Here is a 25,212-nt window from a genome sequence, read left to right on the forward strand (position 1 = left end):
CAAAACCCCTTATTTAACAGGAGATATATTATGCCGCAGGCCGTGCCTGACCTTTCCAACCTGCTTCGACAGGACATCCGCTTTCTGGGCAAGGCCCTGGGAGAGGTGATTCGTGATAGCGAAGGAAAGGCGACCTTCACGCTGATTGAAGCCCTGCGCCGGGCGGCTGTCAGTTTCAGACGTGAACACGATCCGCAGCAAGCACGGATTCTGGAAAAAGACATTCCCAAGCTGAACGACGCGCAGGCCCGTTCCGTGGCCCGTGCCTTTGCCTACTTTTTGCACCTGTCCAATATTGCCGAGGACCGCGACCAGAACCGTCGCCGCGAAGAGCAAGATCCCGAAAAGCTGCTGGGCAGCCTGCAACATGCCATTCAAACCTTGATGGACCAGGGTTTGAGCGCCAAGAAAATTCGCCGCTATCTGCAAGAAGCCTGTGTGATGCCGGTGCTGACGGCTCACCCTACCGAAGTTCAGCGCCAAAGTACGCTGGCTGTGCATATGGCCATTGCCGATGAATTGAACGGCCTGGATCACAAAGCCAGCGCCACACAGTCGGCCCGCACCCAGGAGAAGCTGACCGGTCTGGTGTCCCTGCTGTGGCAAACCCGCATGCTGCGCGACCACAAGCTGACGGTGATGGACGAGATCGATAACGCCCTGGCCTATTACGGCTCCACCTTCCTGCCCACCATTCCGCAGCTGTACCACGATCTGGACCGTTTGCTGGAACCGGGCAAAAAAAGCCTGCTGGATCAGAAAACACGCTCCCTGCCCGCCTTTTTGCGCATGGGCAGCTGGATTGGCGGTGACCGCGATGGCAACCCCAATGTGGGCCCTGAAACGGTTGAACAAGCGGTGCTGCGCCAGTCGACACGCGCACTGCAACACTATCTGGAGCAGATTCGTTTGCTGGGTACGGAAATCTCCGTATCCGACGCACTGAACCGTGTCAGCAAAGACCTGGCGGCCTTGTCGGCCAGCAGCCAGGACCCGTCGCCACACCGTGTAGACGAACCTTATCGCCGCAGCTTTATTCATCTGTACGCCCGTATGGCGGCCACAGCGCAGAACCTGCTGGGCCGCGACCTGGCCGATCGCCCCACTTACGCCGCCCCACCCTACGCAAACCCGCAAGAATTCAAGGCTGATCTGCAAATCATTGCCGACTCCCTGGCTGAAAACAAAGGCGGCGCCATTGCCGGCCTGCGTTTGAACGAATTGATTCAAGCTGTGGAGGTTTTTGGCTTCCATCTGGCCACTTTGGACCTGCGCCAAAGCTCGGACGTGCACGAGCGCGTACTGGACGAACTGTTCCGCGTGGCAGGCACGCTGTACAAGGACGAACCCGTCAATTACCGCCAACTGTCCGAAGAAGACCGCATCACTTTGCTGCGCTCGGAGTTGCGCCACCATCGCCCCCTGGTTTCGCCCTGGTATCGCTACTCGGAAGAAACCGAGAAAGAACTGTCCATTCTGCGCAAAGCCGCCGAATGCCGACGTCGCTTTGGTGCGCGTGCGCTGGAACAAACCATTGTGTCGCACACCGAAACGCTCAGCGATTTGCTGGAAGTGCTGGTGCTGCAACAGGAAACCGGCCTGATCGTGCCCAATTCCAACGAGCCGGAGCATCAAGGTCTGATGGTTGTACCACTGTTCGAGACCATTCCTGACTTGGAGCGTGGCCCGCAAATCATGCAGGAATGGCTGGATATGCCTGAAATCCGCCAGCGCGTGCGTCACGCTCAGGACAGCGTGCAGGAAGTGATGCTGGGTTATTCGGACAGTAATAAAGACGGTGGCTACCTGACCTCCAACTGGACGCTATACCGTGCCGAACGTGAATTTGCGCAGGTTTTCTCGCGCCGCAAAGTGCGTTTGCGCCTGTTCCACGGTCGTGGCGGTTCGGTAGGCCGAGGCGGTGGTTCCAGTTTCGACGCTATTTTGGCGCAACCTCCAGGCACCGTGAATGGTCAGATTCGTCTGACCGAGCAAGGCGAGATGATTCAAGGCCGCTACAAGGATGCGGACGTGGGCCGCTGGCATCTGGAGCTGTTTGTCGCTGCCACGCTGGAAGCCAGCCTGGGATCACGCAAGGGCTCGTCCAATGACGACGAACATCTGGCTGCGTATGGTGACGCCATGGCCTGGATGTCCGAGCAGGCTCATCAAAGCTATCGCCAACTGGTCTACGGTACGCCGAACTTTGATCAGTACTTCTTCCAGTCCACGCCTATCAAGGAAATTGCTGGCCTGAATATCGGCTCGCGTCCTTCCTCGCGCAAGGCCACGCAAAGCATTGAAGACCTGCGCGCCATCCCCTGGAGTTTCTCTTGGGCGCAATGCCGTCTGCCTATTCCTGGCTGGTACGGCATGGGCACAGCCTTGAACCGCTATCTGGAATCGGGGCTGCCCAATGACGGCCTGAACCGCAGCAAGCGCTTGGCTCAGTTGCAAGCCATGGCGCGCGACTGGGCCTTCTTCCGCACGCTACTGTCCAATATGGAGCAGGTGCTGGCCAAGACTGACCTGGATATCGGCCTGAAATACGCCGGTCTGGTCGAGGACGAGGAACTGCGCGAGACCATCTTCACGCAAATCCGTGACGAGTTCGAGCTGACACACCGACTGTTCCGTGAAATCACCGGCCACGAGCTGCTGGCGCACGATCAGGCTTTGCAAGATGCTCTGGCCGAACGCTTTGCCTATATCGACCCGCTGAATCACTTGCAGGTGGAACTGCTGCGCCGCCATCGCCGTCAAGGTGAAAAGGCCAACAAGCCCACACGCAGCGGTGTGAACAAGCAGCACGTCATTCACCTGACGATCAACGGTATTGCGGCTGGCCTGCGTAACTCGGGCTAAAGCGAAACCATCGAAATTGGTCTTATTAATTACTTTTATAAATAAGCTAATTTCCAAAAGAAGTTAAGAGCGTACAATAAGCCATTACTACGCTTTCTGAAAAAGGCGTGATCCCTACCGGGGTCACGCCATCTGGCTTATGGCGCTTGCAATCATCCTGGGAATTCTGACTGGCCTGTCGCTGGGCCTGACTGGCGCGGGTGGCGGTATTTTGGCCGTGCCCGCTCTGGTGCTGGGCATGGGCTACAGCATGACAGCAGCCACACCGGTAGCCTTGCTGGCTGTAGGCGCCGCAGCCCTGGTCGGCGCACTAGATGGTTTGTACAAACATATCGTGCGCTATAGAGCTGCCATGTTCATGGCCGTTACAGGCGCTTTGGTCACGTCTTTGGGCGTACGCATCAGCCATGCCTTGCCGGAAAAAGTGCTAGTAACGCTGTTTGTCGCCATCATGCTGTGGATTGCCACCAAAATGCTGCGTCGTCCGGCGGCAACGGCCCATGCTCATACACCCTGTTGTCTGAACCCGGAAACCGGCCGCCTGCGCTGGACACCAGCAGGCACGGCCACCTTGGCTTCAATTGGTGCGGTAGCGGGTTTGTTTTCAGGCATGTTGGGCGTGGGCGGCGGCTTTCTGATCGTGCCTGCCCTAAAACGTTTCAGCGACCTGTCCATGCACAGCATTGTGGCCACATCCCTGATGTTGATCGCCCTGATTTCCCTGAGCGCTTCGGCCATGAGTCTGGCACACGGGGCGGAGATTCCCCTTAGCGGCTGGGTTTTTGTGGCCTCGGCCATGGGTGGCATGGTGATAGGCCGACAACTAGCCCCTCATATTCCTTCTGTGCGCTTGCAACAGGGTTTCAGCATCCTGACCGCTGTTGTGGCCCTGTCCATGCTGGCACGTACCTATCTGTTTTAAGCCGCGATTCTGTACACGCGCTCAAGCAACACCGGATACATGGTTTTGAGCCAAGCGCCGCGCCTGGCTCAAAACTGCACATGCTTTACTCGCAAATACTGCCACCACCGTCTTGCGGATTCAGACGGTAATCGCTGAAAGAGCCGCCCTCACGCGGACGCACGGCGACAATGCGCTGAACAATATGGTCCGGATCGGCCCGGAAACCATGCTCATACGCCACGATATCCAGGTCCGCACACCAGCGCAGCAGCTCCCCCGGCTGCAACAGAAAGTCCGGATTACGCGGCGTGTTGTATTGCTCGTTGCCCACCCCAAAGGTTTCGTAAACCAGCACCCCACCTGGCTCCAGGCTCTCCAGCAAAGTCGGCATCAAGGGACGCCACAGATACTTGGTCACCACCAGGGCATTGAACTTGCGCCCCGCGAAAGGCCAGGGACCATTTTCGATATCAGCCTGGATAATTTCCCCGTAAGGCGAAGTCGCTGCCACCGCTTCCGGATCCCGGTCTACACCGATCACGGTATTGCCGCGCTCGGCCAACCAGCGGGCATTGCGCCCCCGACCACAGGCCACATCCAGAACTGTGCCCGGATTCGGAATCAAATGGGCCCATGCCTGTAACCAGGCGCTGGCCTGTCCCCTGTCGTTCATCCTTACCCCTTTGCTAAGCAGACAAAACGCCCATGGTAACGCAGCAGTGGGCAAGCTCAAGCACAGCACTGGCCTGGGCTACAATTGGCCCCGATTCCACGCTATTTTTTTGAGGGTGTATGAAAGTTCTGCTGCAAAAACCCATATTGCTGATGGCCGTTCTGTGCCTGCCTTTGTGGTTTGTCTACGGCAACTTCATCCTGGCCGCTGCCACCTCCATCCTGATCGGGATGCTGGTGGGCATGATCCGCACCCTGCACCAAGTGACCCAGGCCAAGAAAGCCAGCGCCAAGAGCGCCGCCCCGGCTTCTTCCGAGACACCTAACGACAAGCCCAACTGACGCCATGAACGTACTGTCCGCCCCTGCCCTGCCACACGGTTTGCCTCCCCTGTCCGAGGAACTGAAGAAACACGTCGCACAGGTTAACGATTACTTGCTGGACCGCATTGCCGATGAAGGCGGTTTCCTGTCTTTCGACCAATGGATGCATCATGCGCTGTACGCCCCGCATCTGGGCTACTACACCGGTGGCAGCACCAAGTTTGGCAGCAATCAGCCCACGGGCGACTTTACGACGGCCCCCGAACTCTCCCCCCTGTTTGCTCAGACCTTGAGCCGTCAGGTCATGGAAGTGCTGGAAGGCAGCCAATCCCTGTCCATTCTGGAGTTTGGCGCGGGTAGCGGCGCTTTGGCCGAAGCGCTGATTACGGAGTTGCGCAAGCAAGGTATCGAGCCGCAGTATTCAATTCTGGAAGTATCGCCTGATTTGCGTGCGCGTCAGCAAGAGCATCTGGCCCCCCTGCAAGCACAAGTGCAGTGGCTGGACAGCACACCGCACAGCTTCAAGGGTTGCGTGGTGGCTAATGAGGTTCTGGATGCCATGCCTGCCAGCCTGTTCACCTTTGATGTGGCTGGCAAGGTGCTGGAAGTAGGTGTCATTGCCGCAGACGACAGCACGGCCCAAGGCCTGCCAGCGCCTTTCTACCTGGCTACCCGCCCGGCTCCCGACCATCTGGCTTCGCTGGTGGCCGAGCGCGTGGAAGCGCAGCCCTTCTACCTATCCGAGATCAACCTGCAAGCCGAAGCCTGGGTGCGCAGCATGGGTACTTGGTTAAAGCAAGGCGCGGCCATTTTGATCGACTACGGTTTTCCGCAGCGCGAGTACTACCACCCGCAACGTGACAAAGGCACCTTGATGTGCCACTTCCGCCACTTTGCTCATGCCGAGCCGCTGGTGCTGGCTGGCTTGCAGGACATTACCGCCCACGTGGACTTCACCGCCATGGCGGATGCCGCCCTGGAGGCCGGTTTGGATGTTCTGGGCTACACCAGCCAGGCGCGCTTCCTGATGAATTGCGGCATTACCAATTTCCTGGCATCTCCGCCGGAAGACCCATCCCCCGCCGTGCAACAGCAATGGGCACAGACCATGAGTGCCGCCAACAAGCTGCTGTCTGAAGCGGAAATGGGGGAACTGTTCAAGGTGCTGATTATTGGGCGCGATATTCCGGCTCCCGTGCTGGGCACGATGAGCGGAGATCGACGCGAGCGTCTGTAAGTGTTTTCAGCTCCGGCCTTTGGCCGTTTCTGACTAAAGGGCGGTAAACCTGAACGGTGAAATGGCAAGGCACGTACCTTGCCATTTTTTTGCTGTAAATAACCACGCCCAAGCCAAGACCTCTAGCTACGGCAGCGGTGCAAAGAGGATCTTGCAGATCATCCTGTCTTGAAACCAGAAACCAGCTTGAATGGTCTATCTGTTCCTGAACCCAGAACAGAACCGCACACACGGCTCCAAGCCCACAAAAAAGATAAGCGGCCAATGGGCCGCTTATCTACTTGTGTACTCCGGACTGATCACTCACTACTCAACTGATTGCTCCAGGGCCGCCAGTCTGGCCGCACGCACCTCTTCACGGATTCTGCCAGGCTCAGCCTTGAATTTCGCCGCCACTGCACCTGCGTCCACACCAGCCATAACCATGCGCAGCTTATCCCACTCCCATTCCGGGACCGCTTCCAGACATGCAGCCGCATTGACCAACTGCATAAAGCGATCCGGCTTGCGCAAGGCATCCAGCGACTCCATCACCTGCAAGGCCGACTCCACATCTGCACGGGGTTGCTGCAAAGCAGGACTGCTCAGCAGTACGGGCAACAGACGGGCCTGATCGCGCCATTCCGACGGAGCACGAATCTGCTCCGCCACCTGCGCAGGCGTTTCTGAGACATGGCACAAAACAGCAAAGCAGCTTGCCAAATCCAACTGACGTTCTTTAGCGATCTGAACTTGCTCGCCCACCTGATCGCTGTAGCTCAAACCGGGCATGACACGCTCTAGTGCGCCGACTTCCCGCAGTACCTCGAACATGCGAGCGGGCTGCTTGGCAGACAAGCCTTTGGCTATTTCCAGATAAATGCGCTCGGGCACCAGCTCGTCCACTTCACCCTGCTCAACCAGATCACGTGCCAGAGCCCAGGTATCGTCGGCCACGGTGAACTCGGAAAAGCGGGCCGCAAAACGTGCCAGACGCAGCAAGCGTACCGGGTCTTCGCTAAATGCGGTGCCCACATGCCGGAATAGACGGGCCTGCAAATCCGCCAAACCATTCAAGGGATCATGCAGATTCCCCGCCGCATCCACGGCCATGGCATTGATGGTCAGATCACGGCGACGCAAATCGTCCGCCAGGCTCACGTCTGTGCCGGTGTAAAAGGTAAAGCCCTTGTAACCACGGCCCGACTTGCGCTCAGTTCGGGCCAGGGCAAACTCTTCTTTGCTATGGGGATTCAGAAAGACAGGAAAGTCGCCACCTACGGGAACAAAGCCGCGCGCGGCCAGGTCTTCGGGCCGGGCACCGACTACGACCCAATCCTTGTCACCCGCTGGCAGCCCCAGCAAGGCATCGCGAACCGCGCCACCCACCACATAGACCTGCAAGCCTTCCAGAACAGGATCTGGCGGCCCCATCAGGGCCGCCAGAGCTGCTTGCTGTCTGTCATCTAGCATGGACGGGCTCATCAAGGCGAAATCGTACCCAAACGCCCTTTGAGGGACTGCGGCTGACCGCTGAACATCATGGCGTAATAGGTCGCGTTGGAGAGCACGTTTTTCACGTACAAGCGCGTTTCAGTAAAAGGAATGGTTTCTGCAAAAATGGCCCCTTCTACCGGAGTGTTCAAGCGCGAGCGCCACTGGCGGGGACGTCCTGGCCCTGCGTTATAGCCTGCCGATGCCAAGACCTGCGATCCATCCAATTGGCCCAGAACCATGTTCAGGTAATTGGTACCCAGCACCGTATTCACCTCGAACTCGTTCACACGGGAGGGAGAGAAGTCGCGCATATCGATCTTGTTGGCCACCCATTTGGCGGTGGCAGGCATCAGCTGCATCAAACCCGACGCCCCGACTCCCGAGCGTGCATCGGTAATGAAGCGCGATTCCTGACGGATCAGGCCATACACCCAGGCCGGGTCCAGATTGATGGACTTGGCCTGCTCGGTTACGCGGCCTTCAAAGGGCGCGATAAAGCGCTGGCTGAAGTCGATCTCGTTCTTGGTCAACAGGGAGGTATTCACCACGCGATCATAGATATGCTGCTCGCGCGCGAACTCGGCTGCTGCACGCAACTGTCTGTCGTTCATGCCACGCAAGGCAAAGTTCCACTCGGGTACCGCTTCCGGACGCCAACCCAGCTTGAACAGCTCCACCGCACGCAGCAAGCCCGCATTGGTACGGGCATCCTGCATGTCCAACGGCGTCAAAGGCTGTGGCTGAGGGGGCAAGGAAGGTGTCAGACCCAACTCTTCTGTGGCCAGCTGACCGTAGAAGTTCAGATCACCCACAATGGACTGGAACTTGGCACGAGCCTGATCTTTATGACCCAAGGCTTCATGGGCACGCCCCGACCAGTACACCCACACCGGCTCGGCCTTTTGCGCATCGTTCATCTTGTCGATGGCGGCAGAGACATGCTTCCACTCGATGGTGCCCTGACGCAACTCGGCGCGCACTTGCCAGGCATTGTTGTAATCCGTCATGGGGGTACGACCGGAGCGGCGATACCATTTGGCCGCATCGTCTTCCACCCGCAAGGCACTGATCAGACCGAACTGGCCCCACACCCAATTCAGGTTTTCCTGAGGGATTTTGCCGGCCCAGGTACGGTCGATATAGGCCGCTGCAGCATCACGCTGACCACGACCCAGACGGGACAAGGCCAAGGACACCAGCTCCGGATTGACCGAACTGTTGTTCACATTACGATCCAGCCACTTCTGCGGCGAAGCCATCAAGGCGGTGTAATCCTTCATTTGCGGCGCAGTGAAGATAATCGCAGCCAGGCGGCGGGCCTGGGATGTGCGGTTATTTTCCAGAGCATCACGCATCAGATCACGGACCTGATTCTTGCTGATCACTTTACGGGCGTACAACTGGTCCAGTGCCGACCAGCAGGCCTGGCTTGGAGAGAACGACGCCAGCAAGTCCTGCACATCCACAGGCTGACCGGCCACATTCTGTGCCGACGCTACTGCACACTTCACAGCCGAGGTAGGGGCGTGAACGGGGGCCAGCTCACGCACCAAAGCATAGTTGCCGGTACGCGCGGCCGCCACAATCCAGTCGGACTTCAGGCGATTTTCCAGATATTCGTCTTGATTGCCGCTCAGGAACAAACGAATTTGCTCATCGGGCACGGGCGTGGTCGTATCCTGCAAAATCCGACGCAAGCGCCAGTATTCGGCGTAAGAACCCAGAACAGGATCATTCGCGGCAACCGGAGCCAGAGCATCGAGCGCCGTCCAGCGCTTGGCCTGCATGGCATCACGGGCGTCAATCAAAGCCTGACGGGCCGTTGGCGGCACAGGCGGGACTCGATCCCAGCGGCGCACGGCTTCTTTGGCAGGCTGCAACACGACAGCTTGCTTGGCAACGGCAGGATCCGGGGAATGGGTCTGGGCTTGCGGCGACTGCGACCCCGCACAGCCGACCAAACCCAGAGCAAACACCACCAAAGCGCTCAAGGGCGGGCGAGGAAGCATGGATGCCATGCCCCAAGCTGGTGTTTTCTGGTACTTTAGCTGGTTGATACCCATAGTGACGGCCTTTAGAAAATCACCCATGATTCAGAACGTAGAGCATAACGCAGCCGCGCTGCGCACGCGACTAAAAGACCTGCGTGCAGGACAGCCCTCCATCGACACCAACCGGGGCGCCTTGCTGATCCGGGGCCGTCTGTTCACCTGGCTGGCCACCAATCGCAGCCGCCTGCGTGAGCAAGGCCGTACCGAACCCACCACCATTGCCGCTTTCTGGCCTATGGCCCAGGAACCGGACCTGCGTCCATTGCTGGTGCAATGGGTGGAAGAAGAAGGCATCAATGTCTGTCTGCCCGTTGTCAAAGAGGCCGATGCCCCGTTGAGTTTTGTCGAGTGGACACCCGACACGGACATGGAAAAGGGACGCTACGGCATCGAAATCCCGGTTTCCACCAAAACCATGCAACCGGACATTGTCCTGGTCCCTACCCTGGGCTACACCAGACAAGGTGATCGCCTGGGGTATGGCAAGGGCTACTACGACCGGACCTTGGCGGCGCTGAAAGAACAAAACCACACGTTTACCAGCATTGGTATTGCCTGGGCTGTGGGCGACTTGTCGGGCCAATCCTACCAGCCTGCCCCGCACGATCAACGTCTGGACAGTATTCTGACTGATAAAGGCTGGGCTGTGCCCGCCCCGGAACTATAAGTAACCCGCTACCACAAACTGTTTAATCGAGAACTCTGTTTACAAAGCAGTCGATCAAACCGGAAAAAGTCCAGGCCATATAGCCGCTCCATAAAAAAACCCGCCAAGACCTCTGGCGGGTTTTTTATTGAACATCTGAGAGCCTAGCGCCAGGTCAGATTCGGCAAGATAGCCATGCTCGCATCTGCCCCGTTCAGGGTGTACATGTGAATGCCAGGAGCGCCGCCATCGAGCAGGTCCTGACACAAGCGTGCCACCACATCGATACCGAAAGCACGAATCGATGCACGATCATCACCAAAATCGGCCAGTCGCAGGCGAATCCAGCGCGGCACTTCTGCACCGCACATGGTCGAGAACCGCAGCAACTGCGACGAGTTGGTAATGGGCATGATGCCCGGTGTGATCGGAATCGTGACTCCTTGCGCCTGGGCTCGCTCAACAAAGCTGAAATACGAGTCCGGGTTGAAGAAGTACTGCGTGATCGCACCGTGCGCACCTGCCTTGACCTTGTTCACAAAGTGACCCAGGTCGTCGCTAAAGCCTGTGGCCTGAGGGTGCATCTCGGGATAAGCGGCCACTTCGATATGGAAGTGTTCGCCATAGTTTTCACGAATGAATGACACCAGATCGCTGGCATAGCGCAGTTCGCCCGCGTCACCACCCATACCCGAAGGCAAGTCACCGCGCAGGGCCACGATACGTCGTATGCCCTGATCGCGGTAATTGTCCAGCATCTCGCCAAGCTGCGCGGGTGCCGTACCAATGCACGACAAGTGCGGTGCGACATCAAAGCCCAGTTTTTGCAGCAGTGCTACCGCATCGACCGTGCCAGCACGGGTGGAGCCACCGGCTCCAAACGTCATGCTGACATAGGCGGGGTTCAAGCCCATCAAGGACTTGGCGATGCGCACCAGTTTTTCCTGCGCCGCGATATCTCGCGGCGGGAAAAACTCCAGGCTCAAGGTTTGCTTGTTGCTCATTTCATTAACAATCCCGACAGCAGCCCGGAAACCAGACTGTAGACGATCGCCCCAATCACGGCCCACCAGAAGCCTTCAACCTGGAAGCCTTTGAGGATGGAGCCCGCAAACCAGAACACCAAGGCGTTGAGCACCAGAAGGAACAAGCCCAACGTCACAATAGTGATGGGCAAGGTCAGCACAATCAGCAAAGGTTTGACCAAGGTATTGAGCAGGCCCAGTACCAGCGCAGCGATCAGTGCCGAGCCAAACGAGGCAACCGTAATACCAGGCAGGATGTAGGCGACAACCAGCAGGGCAACAGCATTCAGGATCCAGACAAGTAGCAAAGTCATGATAGGGCTCCAAGAATAGGCGTCCGAAGACGCCGGTGCGTTTTAGTAGCGGTAGTGCTCAGCCTTGAAAGGCCCTTGCACAGGTACGTTGATGTAATCCGCCTGCGCCTGAGACAAGGTCGACAAGTTCACACCCAATTTCTTCAAGTGCAAACGAGCGACTTTTTCGTCCAGATGCTTGGGCAGTACATATACTTTACCCGTTTCGTAGTTCTCGCCACGAGTGAACAGTTCAATTTGTGCAATGGTCTGGTTCGTGAACGAAGCCGACATCACAAAAGAGGGGTGGCCAGTAGCACAACCCAGGTTCACCAGACGGCCCTTGGCCAGCAGAATGATGCGCTTGCCATCAGGGAAAATGATGTGATCAACCTGAGGCTTGATCTCTTCCCACTCCAGATCTTCCACCGAGGCCACGTCAATTTCATTGTCGAAGTGACCGATATTGCACACGATGGCCTGATCTTTCATGCGTTCCATGTGCGAGCGATCGATCACGTGGTAGTTACCAGTGGCGGTCACGAAGATGTCAGCCTTGTCGGCGGCTTCTTCCATGGTCACAACGCGGTAGCCTTCCATCGAGGCTTGCAGGGCGCAGATAGGGTCAATTTCGGTAACCCAAACCTGGGCGCGCAAGGCGGCCAGTGCTTGAGCACAACCTTTACCCACGTCACCGAAGCCGCAAACCACGGCGATCTTGCCGGCAACCATCACGTCGGTAGCACGCTTGATACCGTCTACCAGGGACTCGCGGCAGCCGTACAGGTTGTCGAACTTGGACTTGGTCACCGAGTCGTTCACGTTGATGGCAGGGAAAGCCAGCTCGCCTTTCTTGGCCATCTGGTACAGACGGTGCACGCCTGTGGTGGTCTCTTCGGTCACACCCTTGATCTGGGCCAGACGGGTGGAGTACCAGGTTTTGTCGTTTTGCAGACGGGCACGAATGGAGGCGAACATGACGCGCTCTTCTTCGCTGCCGGGTTTGTCCAGAACGGACAGGTCTTTTTCCGCACGGGCACCCAGGTGCAGCAACAAGGTAGCGTCGCCACCGTCGTCCAGAATCATGTTGGCCTGCTCACCGGGCCAATCGAAAATGTCGTGGGCGTATTGCCAGTATTCTTCCAGGGTTTCGCCCTTGACGGCGAACACAGGCACGCCAGATGCGGCAATGGCAGCGGCAGCGTGATCTTGAGTGGAGAAGATATTGCACGATGCCCAGCGCACTTCAGCGCCCAGGGCAGTCAGGGTTTCAATCAGAACCCCAGTTTGGATTGTCATGTGCAAACTGCCGGCAATGCGCGCGCCCTTCAGGGGCTGGGAGGCAGCAAATTCCTCGCGGGTGGCCATCAGGCCAGGCATTTCGGTCTCGGCAATGGTCAGCTCGCGGCGGCCCCATTCAGCCAAGGAAATATCGGCAATTTTGTAATCGGTAAAAGTCACAGTCGGGCTCCGTTATACGGCACGCAGACTGCAGGGAGAGCAAATGAATTCTCACCAGCAGCCCGCCATGCAGGTCGTGGTGAGCGTCGTTCTCCAAGGTGGATACCACCTATCCATGCCCCGAGCCTGGCAAGACCGTGAGTCTTGTCGCAACGCCCCTCGAGGATGGCAAATGAATGTGGGTGATTGTACTCGTTTGGATCGTCTTGGGAAGACAGCTCCACGGGTAAAAATCATAATTTCTTCTCATGAGACTGGCACTTGCCCGTCCCACCCAGCGTTGCTGGCTGACTGGTTTCCCGGCCCAGACAACGCTGTCAAACTGCAGCAAAGCGCCGCCCGCAAGCGGCCTTTGCCTATCCGCACATCGCTTAGATAGCCTGACGCAAAGCCTGGGCCTTGTCCGTGGCTTCCCAGCTGAACTCGGGTTCGCTGCGGCCAAAGTGACCGTAGGCAGCAGTCTTGGTGTAGATGGGACGCTGCAGATCCAGCATTTCGATGATGCCGCGTGGGCGCAGGTCGAAATGTTGACGAACCAGCTTGGCGATCTCGGTGTCCGGGATCACGCCTGTGCCTTCGGTGTAGATAGTGATATTGATAGGCTCGGCCACACCAATGGCGTAGCTCAGTTGCACCTGACACTGGCGAGCCAGACCGGCTGCCACAATGTTCTTGGCCACGTAACGAGCGGCGTAGGCAGCGGAACGGTCCACTTTGGAGGGGTCCTTGCCGGAGAAAGCACCACCGCCGTGAGGGCATGCGCCACCGTAGGTATCCACAATGATCTTGCGACCAGTCAGACCGCAATCGCCTTGAGGGCCACCAATCACGAACTTGCCGGTGGGGTTTACCAGGAAGCGGGTTTTCTCGGTCAGCAGGTCCGAAGGGAAGCATGGACGAATGATGTGTTCGATCACGGCTTCGTGAATGTCTTTCTGGGACATTTCAGGCGCGTGCTGAGTGGACAGCACCACAGTATCCACTTCGGTAGGACGGCCATCCACGTAGCGGAAGGTCACCTGGGATTTGGCGTCAGGGCGCAACCAGGGCAAACGGCCATCTTTGCGCAGCTCGCTCTGGCGCTGCACCAAGCGGTGGGCGTACCAGATAGGAGCAGGCATCAGATCAGGGGTTTCGTCGCACGCGTAGCCAAACATCAGCCCCTGGTCGCCAGCGCCCTGGTTCAGCAACTCTTCTGGGCTGCGATCCACACCTTGGGCGATATCGGGCGACTGCTTGTCATAGGCCACCAGAACGGCGCAGGACTTGTAATCAATGCCGTAATCGCCATTGTCATAGCCAATGCGCTTGATGGTGTCACGGGCAACCTGGATGTAATCCACGTTGGCGTGCGTGGTGATCTCGCCAGCCAGCACCACCAGACCGGTATTGCACAAGGTCTCGGCAGCAACACGTGCCTGAGGATCTTGCTCGAAAATAGCGTCCAGGATAGCGTCGGAGATCTGGTCAGCTACCTTGTCGGGGTGGCCTTCAGAAACGGATTCGGATGTAAAGAGAAAGTCGTTGTTGTTCACAGCGTAGCTTCCTTGAATAAGGGCTGATAATCAGCACGAGGTTGAACAAACTGCGTTGCACCTCGAAGCCAGCGATGTGGATACGATAGACGGGGCGCGACGCTTTAGCGGTTTATAGTGGGCAGTTTGCTGCCCGATCGCTCCGCAAGTTGTCGTTTAACTCAGCGATACAATCCATTTTAAGCGAAAATACGTATTTATTTCAGCAAAACTTCACACTAAAGGATTGCCTGGCCCATGCTCGCGGCACTTTTACGTCTGATGGCTCGTCTGCCTTTACCCGTTCTTCATGGGCTGGGCAAAGGAATCGGACGCCTGATTTACGCTTTTCCCGGACGCTACCGCCGCCGTCTGCAAAGCCACTGCCGACAAGCGGGTTACGACTCCCCTGCCTTTTTCCGGCAAGCGGCCGGACAAACCGGCGCCATGATTCTGGAAACACCGCGCGTCTGGCTGCATCCGCAAGCCTGTCTGGCCCGCTGCACCGTCGATGATGTGGCCTTGCTGGAAGCCACCCATGCCGAAGGACGCGGCGTGCTGTATCTGACCCCGCACTTGGGTTGCTTTGAGATTACGGCACGTTATCTGGTGGGTTTAGGCCCACTGACCGTGATGTTTCGCCCACCACGCCAGGCCGTACTGGAACCCCTGATGGTGGAGTCACGTGAACTGCCCGGCCTGCATGCCGTCCCCGCCAATATGAAAGGTGTGCGCGAATTTGTCCGCGCGTTTCGCAAGGGCGAATCTGTCGGCATGTTGCCCGACCAGGTTCCTAGCGGTGGCGATGGCGTATGGGCACCCTTTTTTGGCCGCCCTGCCCTGACCATGACACTGGCTGGCAAGCTGGCCCGTCAGTCCAATGTGCCTGTGATTGTGACCGCTGCCGAGCGCCTGCCTAAAGGGCGCGGCTGGCATATTCACACCTTGCGCCTACCCGAGCCGTTGCCCGAAGACCCGACGGAACTGGCCACCCTGATCAACGAATCCATGGAAAGCTTGATACGCCGTTTCCCCACCCAGTATCTGTGGGGCTATAACCGCTACAAGATTCCCCACGATGCGCCCCCTTTGCCTGGCGATACCACCCCATGAGTTTTAATTCTTACCCGCTGCTCAAATCCGTTTTCACCTACTTTGGCCGTGCCTCGGTACGCACGCGCCAGCGTTGGGGTGCTGTACTGGGCGGGCTGGTGCATCGCTTTGCCTCCCGCCGCCGTCATATCGTGCGTACCAATCTGGATCTATGCTTTCCAGACACGCCCGAGAGCACCCGTCGCGAGTGGGAAAAGCAGCACTTTCGCCTGCTGGCCCAATCCTATCTGGACCGGGGCCTGCTCTGGTTTGGTTTACCCAGCACTATTCTGAACACTCTGCACCTGACGGGCGAAGAACACATCACCCAGGCTCTGGAACAGGGTCGCAAGGTCATGCTGCTGGTGCCTCACTTTCTGGGTATGGATGCGGCGGGTACACGCCTGTCCATGTCCATCTCGCCCTTGGTTGCCTTTTACACTCCCCAACGCGACCCCCATGTGGATCGCCTGATGTACGAAGGCCGTAGCCGCTTCTCCTCCGTCCCGCTGATTTCTCGCAAAGACGGCATTCGCGGTCTGATGCGTGCGCTGCAAAAGGGCCAGCCGATTTATTACCTGCCTGATATGGACTTCGGCACCAAGGGCTCGGCCTTTGTACCCTTTTTCAATGTCCCGGCGGCCACACTCTTGTCCACCGCCCAGATCGCACGCAACCAGGACGCACTGGTGATTCCGGTTATTTCCCGCGTGGACGCCGAGACTGGTCACTACCATATTCAGGTGCTGGAACCCATGTCCGACTTTCCGGGTGAAGGCAGCCTGGAAGAAGCCACGGAACGCATGAATGCCCTGATCGAAAAATATGTGCGCGAGGACCCGCCGCAGTATTATTGGGTACATCGACGCTTCAAAACCCGTCCTGAAGGTCAACCCGGCATCTACTAGGCCCCATCATGCACAGCCCCACCACACCCCAGCCCGCTTCCTCGCTTTGGCGTTTCAGCAAAATGCACGGCGCGGGCAATGACTTTGTCATGCTGGATGGTGTCAGGCAAGGCATTGAAATGACGCCTGAACGAGCTCGCGCGCTGGCGGATCGTCACTTTGGCATTGGGGCAGACCAGATCTTGCTGGTGGAAGCCGCAACCGAACCCGGTGCAGATTTCCGATACCGCATATTCAACGCTGACGGTGGCGAGGTCGAACATTGCGGCAACGGCGCTCGCTGCTTTGTCCGCTTCGTACACGAACAAGGCCTGTCCTCGGCCAACCCTTTACGAGCACAAATTCGTACCGGCATCATCAGTTTGAATGACGATCCGGAGCTTGGCGTAGATGTCATGATGGGCACCACCCGATTTGCCCCGGCCGATGTCGCTTTTGACCCTAGCGGGCTGGAACAGAAAACTCAGGGCGAAGATACGCTGTGGCTTCTGCCCGTACCCGATCAAGCCGAACCTGTCGCCCTGTCGCTGGTGTCCATCTCCAATCCGCACGCCGTGCAGGTGGTAGACGATGTGCTGCAGGCGCCGGTTGCCAGCGTCGGCCCCTTCATCGAATCTCACCCGCGTTTTGCTCAGAAGGTCAACGCCGGTTTCATGCAGGTTCTGGACGCCCATCACATCAAGCTGCGCGTCTACGAGCGCGGCGCCGGTGAGACCCTGGCCTGCGGTACAGGCGCTTGTGCGGCTGTGGTGGCAGGCATACGGCGGGGATTGCTCCAAAGCCCGGTTGTCGTTGATACTCGTGGAGGCAGTCTGCGCATTGAATGGGACGGACAGGCGCTACGCATGAGCGGCCCGGCCCAAACCGTCTTTACCGGACAAGTCGATATAGATGCACTGTGTGCGTCCCTAGCCAGAAAGGAAACCTTCTAGACATGGATACCCCCAACAGCCTTAGCGCCGTGGAAGTGGCCCAGTTTTTGAAAGCCAACCCTGATTTCTTCGACGCGCATGCCGATGTTTTTTCCAAACTGATGGTGCCGCACCCCCATCAAAGCCGCGCTATTTCACTGGGCGAGCGCCAGATCATGCTGCTGCGCGAGCGCGGCAAGAAAACCGAGCGCCAACTGGCCACGCTGGTCGCCAATGCCCGTGGCAATGAAAAAATTTCGCGCCAACTGCACCAATGGAACTGCCAAATGCTGGCCGAGTCCGACCCGGCAGCCCTGCCCCAACTGATCTGCAGCAGTCTGGAGCGCATTTTTGAAATGCCCGTTGTCCGTCTGCACTGCTGGAATCCGGACGAAGTGCTGGCTGACGACGCCCTGGTCAGCTGGGCCTACACCTTGATCAACCCCTATTGCGGCGCTCGACGCGAACAGGATTTTCTGGCCGATTTGCAGCAAGACGCGCAATCGGTGGCCATTGTGCCCTTGACGTTTCCGGAGTCGAACACCCTGTTTGGTCTGCTGGTTCTGGGCTCGCCTGAAGCCACGCGTTTTACGGCCGATATGGGTACGGACTTTCTGGAAGGCATTGGCGAATTGTGCAGCGCCGCCCTGCAGCGTTTGTACAAGCCCAGCAGTGTTGATCAAAGCGAATGTCCGGCCTGAAAAAACAAGATCACTCCCCTTCTGGGGACACGCCTCAAAAGCAGCCAGCCGCCCCCCAGGCCCTCAGCCCGGCCATGCAAAGCTGGCTGCATCAACTAAGCCACGAAAAACGCTATTCGGAACACACCCTTAGTGCGTACCGTAATGATTTGCGCCACTTGCTGGCGCAGTACCCAGGTACAGACCCCGACACACTGACTCAAAGCCAGTTGCGACAGGCTGCCGCCCGCTTGCATGCGCAGGGCCTGGCGCCACGCAGCCTGGCCCGCATTCTGGCAGCCTGGCGTGGTTACTATCAAGCGCGCACTAAAGAACTGGGTTGGCCCTTGAACCCTGCAGCCAGCCTGAAGGCACCCAAGATAGGCCGCCCTCTGCCCAAGGCCTTGTCCGTAGACCAGACCCAGCAGCTATTGGACCGCCCCACCGCCCCCATTCAGGACGACCCGGTCAGCTGGCGCAATCAGGCCATGTTTGAATTGTTTTATTCCAGCGGACTACGTTTGTCCGAGCTGGTCAGCCTGGACACGCACTATCACCAGGACGCGCACTACCAGTCCAAGAGCTGGTTACTGCTGGATGATCGTGAGCTGGTAGTCAGTGGCAAAGGCGGCAAGACACGCCGCCTGCCTGTCGGAGAGAAAGCGCTGCATGCCTTGCAGCAGTGGCTGGAAAAACGCCCGGCTTTGGCATCACTGGCGACCAGCGCAGATGCCAGTGCGGCCCTGTTTCTGGGTGCCCGCGGAGCCCGCATTCACCCACGCGTGGTGCAGCAAGAACTGGAAAACTATGCCCGCGCCAGCGGCCTGCCGGTGCATGTCCACCCGCACAGCTTGCGTCACAGCTTTGCCAGCCATTTGCTGCAATCAGCACAAGACTTGCGGGCGGTGCAGGAACTATTGGGTCATACCAATATTTCCACGACTCAGATTTATACCCGTCTGGACTTCCAGCATCTGGCCCAGGCTTACGATCAGGCCCACCCTCGGGCACAACGCAAGAACCGGGCCAGTGACAAGCCGGAGGAGTGAATCAGGGCTGCAAGGCCTTGACCAACTGGTCTGTATTCGAGCGCATCATGCCCAGGTAGGTATCCACGCCCGAGCCTGGGGCTCCCAAAGCATCGGAATACAAGGTGCCACCAACTTTGGCACCAGTCTCCCGTGCCACTTGCTCGACCAGTTTTGCGCTGACCGTATTTTCCACAAAAATGGCCTGAATCTGCTCGCTACGCGCTTGCTGGATGATCTGCGCAATATCACGGGCTGAAGGCTCCGCCTGGCTGGAAACACCGACCAAGGGAATGAAACGGATGTCGTAGGCCTTGCCCATATAAGAGAAAGCATCGTGCGAGGTGATGACCTTGCGCTTCTCCACAGGCACCGCCTGCAGGCGGGTTTTGATGGAATCGTCCAGCTCCTGAATGCGCTGTGCGTAATCCTTGGCGCGACGCTGGTAGTACTCGGCATTGGCCGGATCAGCCTGCTCCAGACCTTTGCTGATATTACGAACATAGATCTGTGCCAGGCCCAGGCTTTGCCAGGCGTGGGGGTCCTGGCTGCCGTGCTGATGACTATGGTCATGCCCGCCGTGGGACTGTGTATCCTCTTTGGCGTGGGTCTGCTCATGGTCGTGGGCATGCTCAGGTTCGGAGCCGTGACCGTGGTCATGGTCATGGTCATGGTCATGGTCATGGTCATGGTCATGACCAGCATGATCCTCGTGTCCGCCACCTTCAAATGCCAAAGGCGTAATACCTTCTGTCGCCACGACTTGCGGCCCTTTATAGCCTGCTGCCTGCTGCAAGCGTGGCAACCAGGTCTCGAACTCCAGACCATTGATCACCAGCAGTTGCGCGTTAGCCAAAGTCTTTGCATCACTGGGACGCGGCTCAAACGAATGGGCATCCCCATTGGCGGGCACAATCGTGCTGGCCATAACCTTGTCGCCGCCTATCTCCTTGACCATATCGTTCAAAATCGAGAAGCTGCTGACCACACGCAAAGGCTCCGCCTGAACCGACAGGCTGGCCGCCAGCAAGCCCAGGGCCAGCACCGTGCGGCCTGAGTAAATGTCTCGCATTTTCATCAATCGTGCTCCAAGAGAGAGGCCATGCGCCGACGCCGTGCACGCCATTGGGAATAAGCACGCAGCAAACCGCCTTGGGGGCCAAAGGTGATAGAAAGAAAATAGAAGGCGCCGGCTGCCAAAATAATCGCGGGCGAAGCAGGCACGTTGTAATAGTACGAGAACAGCAGGCCCAGATAGGCGCTGATCATGCCCAGCAAGGCCGCCACCAGCATCTGACGACCAACGGAATACACCCAGAATCGGGCCGAGGCAGCGGGCAGCATCATGATCCCCACCACCATCAAGGTTCCCAGCACCTGGAAGCCAGCCACCAGCGTGATGACCAGCATGAACAAGAACAACATATGGACGACGGAACCGCGCCCGCCTTGCGTGCGCAAAAAGATCGGGTCCATGCACTCCAGCACCAGAGGCCGGAACACCAAAGCCAGAATAATCAGCGTAACCGTGGTGCTGCTGGTCACCAGCAGCAAGGAGGCATCATCCAGGCCCAGCACCGTGCCAAACAGCACATGGATCAAATCCATATTGGAGCCGCGCAAGGACACCAGCAGCACCCCCAGCCCCAGGGATACCAGATAGAAGGCCGCAAAACTGGCGTCCTCCCGTTGTGGTGTCAGGCGGGCCACCAGTCCGGCCAGCAAGGCGACAACCAGACCGGTAATCATGCCGCCTATGGCCATCGCGCTTAAAGACAGGCCCGCCGTCAGAAATCCAACCGCCACACCGGGCAGGATGGCATGTGCCATGGCATCACCCATCAGGCTCATGCGGCGCAACACCAGGAATACCCCCAAAGGTCCGGCCGCTGCAGCCAGGGCGAAAGAACCAGCCAGTGCGCGCTTCATGAAACCAAAGTCCATGAAGGGGCCAAACAGCACATCAATCAGCGCCATCATAGGTAGTCCCCCGCACACAAATGGCGAGCCAGATGCAGGTTCTCGGGAGTTAGCACCGCTTCAGTTTCCCCCCAACCCACTACCTGACCGGCAAGCAGCACGGTTTGCGGAAAACAGCTACGCACCATATCCAGATCATGCAGCACGGCCATCACGGTACGGCCCTGTTTGTGCCAGTCCAGAATCAGGTTCATCAATTCGTCCGAGGTTGCACGGTCCACCGCGGCAAAAGGCTCGTCCAGCAAAAGGATCTGGGCATCTTGCATGATCATGCGGGCGAACAAGGCGCGCTGTAACTGACCGCCCGACAAGGTGCCAATAGAACGACGCGCAAAGTCGGCCAGACCCACCTGCTCCAGCGCATGACCAATGCGTTCGTGCTCGGCTTTGGGGAAACCACCCCAGGCGCCCACACGCTTCCAGGCTCCCATGGCCACCAGATCATGCACCGTCACCGGAAAACTTTTGTCCAGATCGCCCATCTGCGGCAACAAGGCCAGCTGATTCAGAAAACCGCTGTCGACAGCAATGCGCCCTTTCAAGGGATTGATCTGCCCGGTCAGCCCTTTTAGCAAGGTGGATTTCCCAGCACCGTTAGGCCCGACGATAGCCGTCAAAGAGCCTCGGTTAAAACAGCCGCTGATATCACGCAGAGCGATTTTGTCTTTCCAGCCCAGCGCGACATGCTCGAGTTCGATCAAGGTTTGATGTGAACTCATGCCCTTACCACGCGCCCAATGCCCAGGCGGTCAGTAGCCACAGGGCTCCTGCCACGCACAAGGCGCCCAGTACGCGCTGTCCGGCCGAGGCCAGCAAGAGCGAACGACGAGGTGCCGGACTGCGGAAAGTCGAGGGAAATTGAGGACAGGACATGAAACAGGGATAATGCGGCTAGATTGGGAATAATTTAATTTTCCAAAGATGTTATAACATAACAAACAACCCATCAAGCGCCATGCCTGTACATATTCTTACGCCCAACGCCATTGAAGATCAGCTCGCTACCGCTGAACAGCTTTGTCTGGAACGCGGTAAACGGCTGACTTCAATTCGCCGCCAGGTGCTGGAAATCCTGATTCAGGCCCAGCGCAGTTTGCGCGCCTACGAACTGCTGGATCTGGTTCGCGAGTTCCAGCCCGGCGCCAAACCCCCTACCGTTTACCGCGCCCTGGACTTTCTGACTGAAGAAGGCCTGATCCACCGCCTGGATGCCGTCAATGCCTGGACGGCCTGTGTGGATGCCGGCGGCCATCCCCACGACTTGCTGATTGTCTGCACCCAGTGCGGCACCGTGGTGGAGCTGTGCGCTCCGGACCTGAGCCAAAGGCTGGCCGACTGTGTGCGCGGAGCGGGCTTTGCCCTGTCCGGCCACGAAACTGAACTGCGCGGCCTGTGCCAACGTTGCGTTGCAGCTAAAAACGAGCGAAAACCCTTATCTGCCCCCTAAAACGTGGTATTTTGCCGCCAATCGGTATATATTCCCCGATCTATTGGCAAACCTCTGTGAATTTTTACAGATCACCGTTTGCCCAACAGGCAAGGCTGTGATGTAATCGCACGTTGTTTTCGTGCGGAGCAGATGGGTGCAGGAAGCCGCGGTTGGTGCCGTGCCTTGTACCTTTCGCCCGCCACTGCGAGGCATGTTTATGAACGCGGCATCAGATCTGAACAACATGGTTCCAGTCACTGTTCTGACTGGTTTTTTGGGCGCTGGTAAAACCACGCTGCTCAAGCGCATCCTGAGCGAATATCACGGTCGACGCATTGCCGTCATCGAAAACGAATTCGGGCCCGAAGGTATCGACAACGAACTGTTGGTGCAGGACTCCGAAGAAGAAATCGTTGAGCTGAGCAATGGTTGCGTATGTTGCACCGTGCGTGGTGACCTGATGCGCACCCTGAATGATTTGCGCGTTCGCCGCCAGGCAGGCGAACTGAAGTTCGAGCGCGTCATCATCGAGACCACCGGCATGGCTAACCCCGGCCCGGTCTGCCAGACCTTCTTCATGGACGATGATATTGCCGACTACTATCGGCTGGACGCGGTCATCACGGTCGTGGATGCCAAACACGGCATGGCCACACTGGACCAACAAGAAGAAGCTCAAAAACAAGTTGGTTTTGCGGACCGCCTGTTGATCTCCAAAAAAGATCTGGTCAACGACGTGGATTACGAGGCCCTGCGTGCCCGTCTGATCCGCATCAACCCGCGAGCCACGATTACGCCGGTTCACTTCGGTGAAACCGACATCAAGGATTTGCTGGAAGTCAGCGGTTTCAACCTGAATTCCATTTTGGACATTGATCCTCAATTCCTGGCAGAGCAACACCCCGATGCGGCGGACGGCCATGATCACCACCACGATCATGCCCACGGCGACGAAGGCGAGTGCGGTCCGGGCTGCGGACACGATCACCATCATCACCACCACGAGCACGCAGCTCACAATGACGAGATCGGGGCTTTCGTGTTCCGTTCGGACCGTCCTTTCGACCCCGAGCGTCTGGAAGATTTCCTGTCGGGCATTGTCCAGGTATTTGGACCAGATCTGATGCGCTACAAGGGCATCCTGTATCTGAAGGGCATCAATCGCCGTATGCTGTTTCAGGGCGTACACATGATGATGAGCGCCGAGCCTGGCAATGCCTGGCTGGCCAAAGATAAAAAGGGCACCAAGCTGGTCTTTATTGGCCGCAAATTGCCACAAGACATATTCACCCAGGGCCTGGAGAATTGCCTGGTTTGAATTAATAATTATTCAGTAAATGCGGAGCGATTGCGCGTGACGACAGTTACAGGCTCCCAGACGTCAACAAGAGGTAAGCATCATGGCAACTAAGTCACATGACAGTACTACAACCCTGCTGACCGAGCAGGAGCTTTTGGCGATGCCTGAGTCAGACTACATGAACGCCGCCCAGCTGGAGTTTTTCAAGCATCGCTTGCGCCAGCTGGAGCAAGACATTCTGGCCAACGCGGGTGCTACAACGGAAAACCTGCGTGAAACCCAGTTCGTTCCTGACCCGGCTGACCGTGCCACGATCGAAGAAGAACACGCTCTGGAGCTGCGTACCCGCGACCGCGAACGCAAACTGCTCAAGAAAGTGCAACAGTCCATCGCCCTGATCGATTCGGGCGAATACGGCTGGTGTGAGGAAACTGGCGAGCCCATCGGCCTGCCACGTTTGCTGGCACGCCCAACGGCTAACCTGTCTCTGGAAGCCCAGGAGCGTCGCGAGAAGCGTCAAAAGATGTTTGGGGATTGATAGGCGGCAAGGCCCATCACCCTGATAAAAAGCCCGCCCGATCATTCTGGCGGGCTTTTTTGTGGGTCACCCAACTCGATCCAACCCACTTGTGTACGCTGCTGAAAATAAGCAGGCTCAAAAAAGCCGGCTGCGTCTACCGCTAGCAGGCCAACAGGCTGCTTGCACGCCAAGAAGCCAGGCGACATACGAGAACAACCCCTGCAGCAGCCCCTGCCAAGGGAAGCCACCCTGTTTCAGCCCGGTTTCCAGGCACGACCCTCAGTCGGCAAAAACTTCCTGCTGTCATGCGCTTGAAATTTCCTGCCCGGCCCCCAGATGGGAACCTTAAAGGAAGGAAATCATGGAACAATTTCACGCCACTACTATTGTCTGTGTACGCCGCGGAGATCAGGTCGCCATTGGCGGCGATGGTCAGGTCACCCTGGGCAATATAGTCATCAAGGGCACGGCCCGCAAAATTCGCCGTTTGTACAACGACAGCATCCTGGCCGGTTTTGCCGGTGCGACGGCTGACGCCTTCACCTTGCAAGAGCGCTTTGAAGCCAAGCTGGAAAAGCACCAGGGCAACCTGCTGCGCGCCGCCGTCGAACTGACGCGCGACTGGCGCACCGACCGCGTTCTGCGCCGTCTGGAAGCCATGCTGTTGGTGGCGGACAAGGAGCACACGCTGGTGCTGACCGGCAATGGCGACGTGCTCGAACCCGAACATGGCCTGGCCGCCATCGGCTCGGGCGGCTCCTATGCCCAATCTGCCGCCATGGCCTTGCTGCAAAACACCGATATGGCTCCTGCCGACATCGTCAAGAAATCGTTGGAGATCGCAGGTGATCTGTGCATCTACACCAACCAGAACCATATCGTCGAAACACTCTGAC

The 25,212-nt window shown here is 57.8% G+C and carries 25 protein-coding genes and 1 riboswitch; of the genes, 14 read left to right on the forward strand and 11 right to left on the reverse strand.

What is annotated here, in order from left to right; genetic code table 11:
• The first annotated feature begins 30 nt into the window (after positions 1-30).
• Together ppc and ACFPDR_RS13110 are read left to right on the forward strand one after the other, a co-directional pair.
• Positions 31-2,865, forward strand: coding sequence for a phosphoenolpyruvate carboxylase (ppc, locus tag ACFPDR_RS13105; protein WP_321328238.1), 2,835 nt, complete (start codon positions 31-33; stop codon positions 2,863-2,865).
• 139 nt (positions 2,866-3,004) lie between these two features.
• Complete coding sequence (locus ACFPDR_RS13110) at positions 3,005-3,787, forward strand: sulfite exporter TauE/SafE family protein (RefSeq protein ID WP_035273584.1); 783 nt, start codon at positions 3,005-3,007, stop codon at positions 3,785-3,787.
• Positions 3,788-3,872: 85 nt separating this feature from the next.
• On the opposite strand, the gene ACFPDR_RS13115 is transcribed toward ACFPDR_RS13110, so the two are convergent.
• Positions 3,873-4,442: a class I SAM-dependent methyltransferase gene (locus ACFPDR_RS13115; protein WP_009462587.1), complete on the reverse strand. Its 570-nt coding sequence runs from the start codon at positions 4,440-4,442 to the stop codon at positions 3,873-3,875.
• 119 nt (positions 4,443-4,561) lie between these two features.
• On the opposite strand from ACFPDR_RS13115, the gene ACFPDR_RS13120 reads away from it, so the two are divergent.
• Positions 4,562-4,783, forward strand: a complete 222-nt coding sequence (locus ACFPDR_RS13120) for a hypothetical protein (RefSeq protein WP_009462588.1) — start codon at positions 4,562-4,564, stop codon at positions 4,781-4,783.
• A 4-nt stretch (positions 4,784-4,787) separates the two neighbouring features.
• Positions 4,788-6,002, forward strand: coding sequence for a class I SAM-dependent methyltransferase (locus ACFPDR_RS13125; RefSeq protein WP_083054269.1), 1,215 nt, complete (start codon positions 4,788-4,790; stop codon positions 6,000-6,002).
• A gap of 306 nt (positions 6,003-6,308) precedes the next feature.
• Here ACFPDR_RS13125 and ACFPDR_RS13130 read toward each other — a convergent pair whose 3' ends face one another.
• On the reverse strand, positions 6,309-7,454 hold the full coding sequence (locus tag ACFPDR_RS13130) for a tRNA CCA-pyrophosphorylase (RefSeq protein ID WP_251196466.1): 1,146 nt from the start codon (positions 7,452-7,454) through the stop codon (positions 6,309-6,311).
• Positions 7,455-7,465: 11 nt separating this feature from the next.
• Entirely contained in the window at positions 7,466-9,568 is a 2,103-nt protein-coding gene (locus tag ACFPDR_RS13135) for a lytic transglycosylase domain-containing protein (RefSeq protein WP_230940618.1), read from the reverse strand.
• Here ACFPDR_RS13135 and ACFPDR_RS13140 point away from each other — a divergent pair.
• Positions 9,567-10,196: a 5-formyltetrahydrofolate cyclo-ligase gene (locus ACFPDR_RS13140; RefSeq protein ID WP_086059771.1), complete on the forward strand. Its 630-nt coding sequence runs from the start codon at positions 9,567-9,569 to the stop codon at positions 10,194-10,196. The two genes, ACFPDR_RS13135 and ACFPDR_RS13140, sit on opposite strands and share 2 nt — an antisense overlap.
• A gap of 143 nt (positions 10,197-10,339) precedes the next feature.
• Here ACFPDR_RS13140 and metF read toward each other — a convergent pair whose 3' ends face one another.
• The 4 genes from metF to metK form a co-directional block, all read right to left on the reverse strand.
• On the reverse strand, positions 10,340-11,179 hold the full coding sequence (metF, locus tag ACFPDR_RS13145) for a methylenetetrahydrofolate reductase [NAD(P)H] (protein WP_376911226.1): 840 nt from the start codon (positions 11,177-11,179) through the stop codon (positions 10,340-10,342).
• Positions 11,176-11,514, reverse strand: coding sequence for a phage holin family protein (locus tag ACFPDR_RS13150; protein ID WP_009462594.1), 339 nt, complete (start codon positions 11,512-11,514; stop codon positions 11,176-11,178). The genes metF and ACFPDR_RS13150 overlap by 4 nt, the downstream gene beginning before the upstream one ends.
• Before the next feature lie 42 nt (positions 11,515-11,556).
• Entirely contained in the window at positions 11,557-12,954 is a 1,398-nt protein-coding gene (gene ahcY / locus ACFPDR_RS13155) for an adenosylhomocysteinase (protein ID WP_026484121.1), read from the reverse strand.
• Positions 12,955-13,028: 74 nt separating this feature from the next.
• A riboswitch (S-adenosyl-L-homocysteine riboswitch) is annotated at positions 13,029-13,121 on the reverse strand.
• A 204-nt stretch (positions 13,122-13,325) separates the two neighbouring features.
• Complete coding sequence (gene metK, locus ACFPDR_RS13160) at positions 13,326-14,489, reverse strand: methionine adenosyltransferase (RefSeq protein ID WP_026484120.1); 1,164 nt, start codon at positions 14,487-14,489, stop codon at positions 13,326-13,328.
• A gap of 237 nt (positions 14,490-14,726) precedes the next feature.
• Here metK and ACFPDR_RS13165 point away from each other — a divergent pair, with 237 nt between their 5' ends.
• From ACFPDR_RS13165 to ACFPDR_RS13185, 5 genes are read left to right on the forward strand one after another with little or no spacing between them, the layout of a single operon-like run.
• Positions 14,727-15,581, forward strand: a complete 855-nt coding sequence (locus ACFPDR_RS13165) for a lysophospholipid acyltransferase family protein (protein WP_060186174.1) — start codon at positions 14,727-14,729, stop codon at positions 15,579-15,581.
• Positions 15,578-16,468, forward strand: coding sequence for a lysophospholipid acyltransferase family protein (locus ACFPDR_RS13170; protein ID WP_009462598.1), 891 nt, complete (start codon positions 15,578-15,580; stop codon positions 16,466-16,468). Before ACFPDR_RS13165 ends, ACFPDR_RS13170 begins: the two co-directional genes overlap by 4 nt.
• 8 nt (positions 16,469-16,476) lie before the next feature.
• Entirely contained in the window at positions 16,477-17,400 is a 924-nt protein-coding gene (gene dapF / locus ACFPDR_RS13175) for a diaminopimelate epimerase (RefSeq protein ID WP_376911227.1), read from the forward strand.
• Between the two features lie 2 nt (positions 17,401-17,402).
• Entirely contained in the window at positions 17,403-18,080 is a 678-nt protein-coding gene (locus tag ACFPDR_RS13180; protein WP_376911228.1) for a DUF484 family protein, read from the forward strand.
• Entirely contained in the window at positions 18,068-19,108 is a 1,041-nt protein-coding gene (locus ACFPDR_RS13185; protein ID WP_009462602.1) for a tyrosine recombinase XerC, read from the forward strand. The genes ACFPDR_RS13180 and ACFPDR_RS13185 overlap by 13 nt, the downstream gene beginning before the upstream one ends.
• Position 19,109: 1 nt before the next feature.
• On the opposite strand, the gene ACFPDR_RS13190 is transcribed toward ACFPDR_RS13185, so the two are convergent.
• From ACFPDR_RS13190 to ACFPDR_RS13205, 4 genes are read right to left on the reverse strand one after another with little or no spacing between them, the layout of a single operon-like run.
• Complete coding sequence (locus ACFPDR_RS13190) at positions 19,110-20,165, reverse strand: metal ABC transporter substrate-binding protein (RefSeq protein ID WP_376911229.1); 1,056 nt, start codon at positions 20,163-20,165, stop codon at positions 19,110-19,112.
• Positions 20,165-21,064: a metal ABC transporter permease gene (locus ACFPDR_RS13195; protein ID WP_031232761.1), complete on the reverse strand. Its 900-nt coding sequence runs from the start codon at positions 21,062-21,064 to the stop codon at positions 20,165-20,167. Before ACFPDR_RS13195 ends, ACFPDR_RS13190 begins: the two co-directional genes overlap by 1 nt.
• Positions 21,064-21,786 carry a metal ABC transporter ATP-binding protein gene (locus tag ACFPDR_RS13200; RefSeq protein ID WP_035273564.1) on the reverse strand — a complete coding sequence of 241 codons (723 nt, stop codon included), beginning with the start codon at positions 21,784-21,786 and terminating at the stop codon, positions 21,064-21,066. Before ACFPDR_RS13200 ends, ACFPDR_RS13195 begins: the two co-directional genes overlap by 1 nt.
• Before the next feature lie 4 nt (positions 21,787-21,790).
• Entirely contained in the window at positions 21,791-21,940 is a 150-nt protein-coding gene (locus ACFPDR_RS13205; RefSeq protein WP_165589481.1) for a hypothetical protein, read from the reverse strand.
• A gap of 82 nt (positions 21,941-22,022) precedes the next feature.
• Between ACFPDR_RS13205 and ACFPDR_RS13210 the strand changes: the two genes are divergently transcribed.
• The 4 genes from ACFPDR_RS13210 (at position 22,023) to hslV (ending at position 25,211) form a co-directional block, all read left to right on the forward strand.
• The gene (locus tag ACFPDR_RS13210) at positions 22,023-22,514 is read left to right on the forward strand and encodes a Fur family transcriptional regulator (RefSeq protein WP_009462608.1); all 492 of its coding nucleotides are present in this window, start codon (positions 22,023-22,025) and stop codon (positions 22,512-22,514) included.
• Positions 22,515-22,713: 199 nt separating this feature from the next.
• Complete coding sequence (locus ACFPDR_RS13215) at positions 22,714-23,814, forward strand: CobW family GTP-binding protein (RefSeq protein ID WP_009462610.1); 1,101 nt, start codon at positions 22,714-22,716, stop codon at positions 23,812-23,814.
• An 82-nt stretch (positions 23,815-23,896) separates the two neighbouring features.
• Positions 23,897-24,334 (forward strand): RNA polymerase-binding protein DksA, encoded by a 438-nt coding sequence (gene dksA, locus ACFPDR_RS13220; RefSeq protein ID WP_026484112.1) that lies wholly within the window; start codon positions 23,897-23,899, stop codon positions 24,332-24,334.
• 343 nt (positions 24,335-24,677) lie between these two features.
• Positions 24,678-25,211 carry an ATP-dependent protease subunit HslV gene (gene hslV / locus ACFPDR_RS13225; RefSeq protein WP_009462614.1) on the forward strand — a complete coding sequence of 178 codons (534 nt, stop codon included), beginning with the start codon at positions 24,678-24,680 and terminating at the stop codon, positions 25,209-25,211.
• Position 25,212: the final 1 nt, after the last annotated feature.

It is taken from the genome of Alcaligenes sp. GCM10023179, assembly GCF_042653705.1.
Lineage (GTDB): Bacteria > Pseudomonadota > Gammaproteobacteria > Burkholderiales > Burkholderiaceae_B > Alcaligenes > Alcaligenes phenolicus.

Bases quoted from the DNA above. Each gene is read 5' to 3' on its own strand.
- ACFPDR_RS13185 (WP_009462602.1), top strand. From the start codon at position 18,068: ATGTCCGGCCTGAAAAAACAAGATCACTCCCCTTCTGGGGACACGCCT.
- ACFPDR_RS13140 (WP_086059771.1), top strand. From the start codon at position 9,567: ATGATTCAGAACGTAGAGCATAACGCAGCCGCGCTGCGCACGCGACTA.
- ACFPDR_RS13120 (WP_009462588.1), top strand. From the start codon at position 4,562: ATGAAAGTTCTGCTGCAAAAACCCATATTGCTGATGGCCGTTCTGTGC.
- ACFPDR_RS13125 (WP_083054269.1), top strand. From the start codon at position 4,788: ATGAACGTACTGTCCGCCCCTGCCCTGCCACACGGTTTGCCTCCCCTG.
- ACFPDR_RS13170 (WP_009462598.1), top strand. From the start codon at position 15,578: ATGAGTTTTAATTCTTACCCGCTGCTCAAATCCGTTTTCACCTACTTT.
- ACFPDR_RS13180 (WP_376911228.1), top strand. From the start codon at position 17,403: ATGGATACCCCCAACAGCCTTAGCGCCGTGGAAGTGGCCCAGTTTTTG.
- ACFPDR_RS13150 (WP_009462594.1), bottom strand. From the start codon at position 11,514: ATGACTTTGCTACTTGTCTGGATCCTGAATGCTGTTGCCCTGCTGGTT.
- ACFPDR_RS13195 (WP_031232761.1), bottom strand. From the start codon at position 21,064: ATGGCGCTGATTGATGTGCTGTTTGGCCCCTTCATGGACTTTGGTTTC.
- ACFPDR_RS13115 (WP_009462587.1), bottom strand. From the start codon at position 4,442: ATGAACGACAGGGGACAGGCCAGCGCCTGGTTACAGGCATGGGCCCAT.
- ACFPDR_RS13110 (WP_035273584.1), top strand. From the start codon at position 3,005: ATGGCGCTTGCAATCATCCTGGGAATTCTGACTGGCCTGTCGCTGGGC.
- ACFPDR_RS13215 (WP_009462610.1), top strand. From the start codon at position 22,714: ATGAACGCGGCATCAGATCTGAACAACATGGTTCCAGTCACTGTTCTG.
- ACFPDR_RS13130 (WP_251196466.1), bottom strand. From the start codon at position 7,454: ATGCTAGATGACAGACAGCAAGCAGCTCTGGCGGCCCTGATGGGGCCG.
- dksA (WP_026484112.1), top strand. From the start codon at position 23,897: ATGGCAACTAAGTCACATGACAGTACTACAACCCTGCTGACCGAGCAG.
- ACFPDR_RS13165 (WP_060186174.1), top strand. From the start codon at position 14,727: ATGCTCGCGGCACTTTTACGTCTGATGGCTCGTCTGCCTTTACCCGTT.
- ACFPDR_RS13210 (WP_009462608.1), top strand. From the start codon at position 22,023: ATGCCTGTACATATTCTTACGCCCAACGCCATTGAAGATCAGCTCGCT.
- ppc (WP_321328238.1), top strand. From the start codon at position 31: ATGCCGCAGGCCGTGCCTGACCTTTCCAACCTGCTTCGACAGGACATC.
- dapF (WP_376911227.1), top strand. From the start codon at position 16,477: ATGCACAGCCCCACCACACCCCAGCCCGCTTCCTCGCTTTGGCGTTTC.
- ACFPDR_RS13190 (WP_376911229.1), bottom strand. From the start codon at position 20,165: ATGAAAATGCGAGACATTTACTCAGGCCGCACGGTGCTGGCCCTGGGC.
- ACFPDR_RS13200 (WP_035273564.1), bottom strand. From the start codon at position 21,786: ATGAGTTCACATCAAACCTTGATCGAACTCGAGCATGTCGCGCTGGGC.
- hslV (WP_009462614.1), top strand. From the start codon at position 24,678: ATGGAACAATTTCACGCCACTACTATTGTCTGTGTACGCCGCGGAGAT.
- ACFPDR_RS13135 (WP_230940618.1), bottom strand. From the start codon at position 9,568: ATGGGTGATTTTCTAAAGGCCGTCACTATGGGTATCAACCAGCTAAAG.
- ACFPDR_RS13205 (WP_165589481.1), bottom strand. From the start codon at position 21,940: ATGTCCTGTCCTCAATTTCCCTCGACTTTCCGCAGTCCGGCACCTCGT.
- metF (WP_376911226.1), bottom strand. From the start codon at position 11,179: ATGAGCAACAAGCAAACCTTGAGCCTGGAGTTTTTCCCGCCGCGAGAT.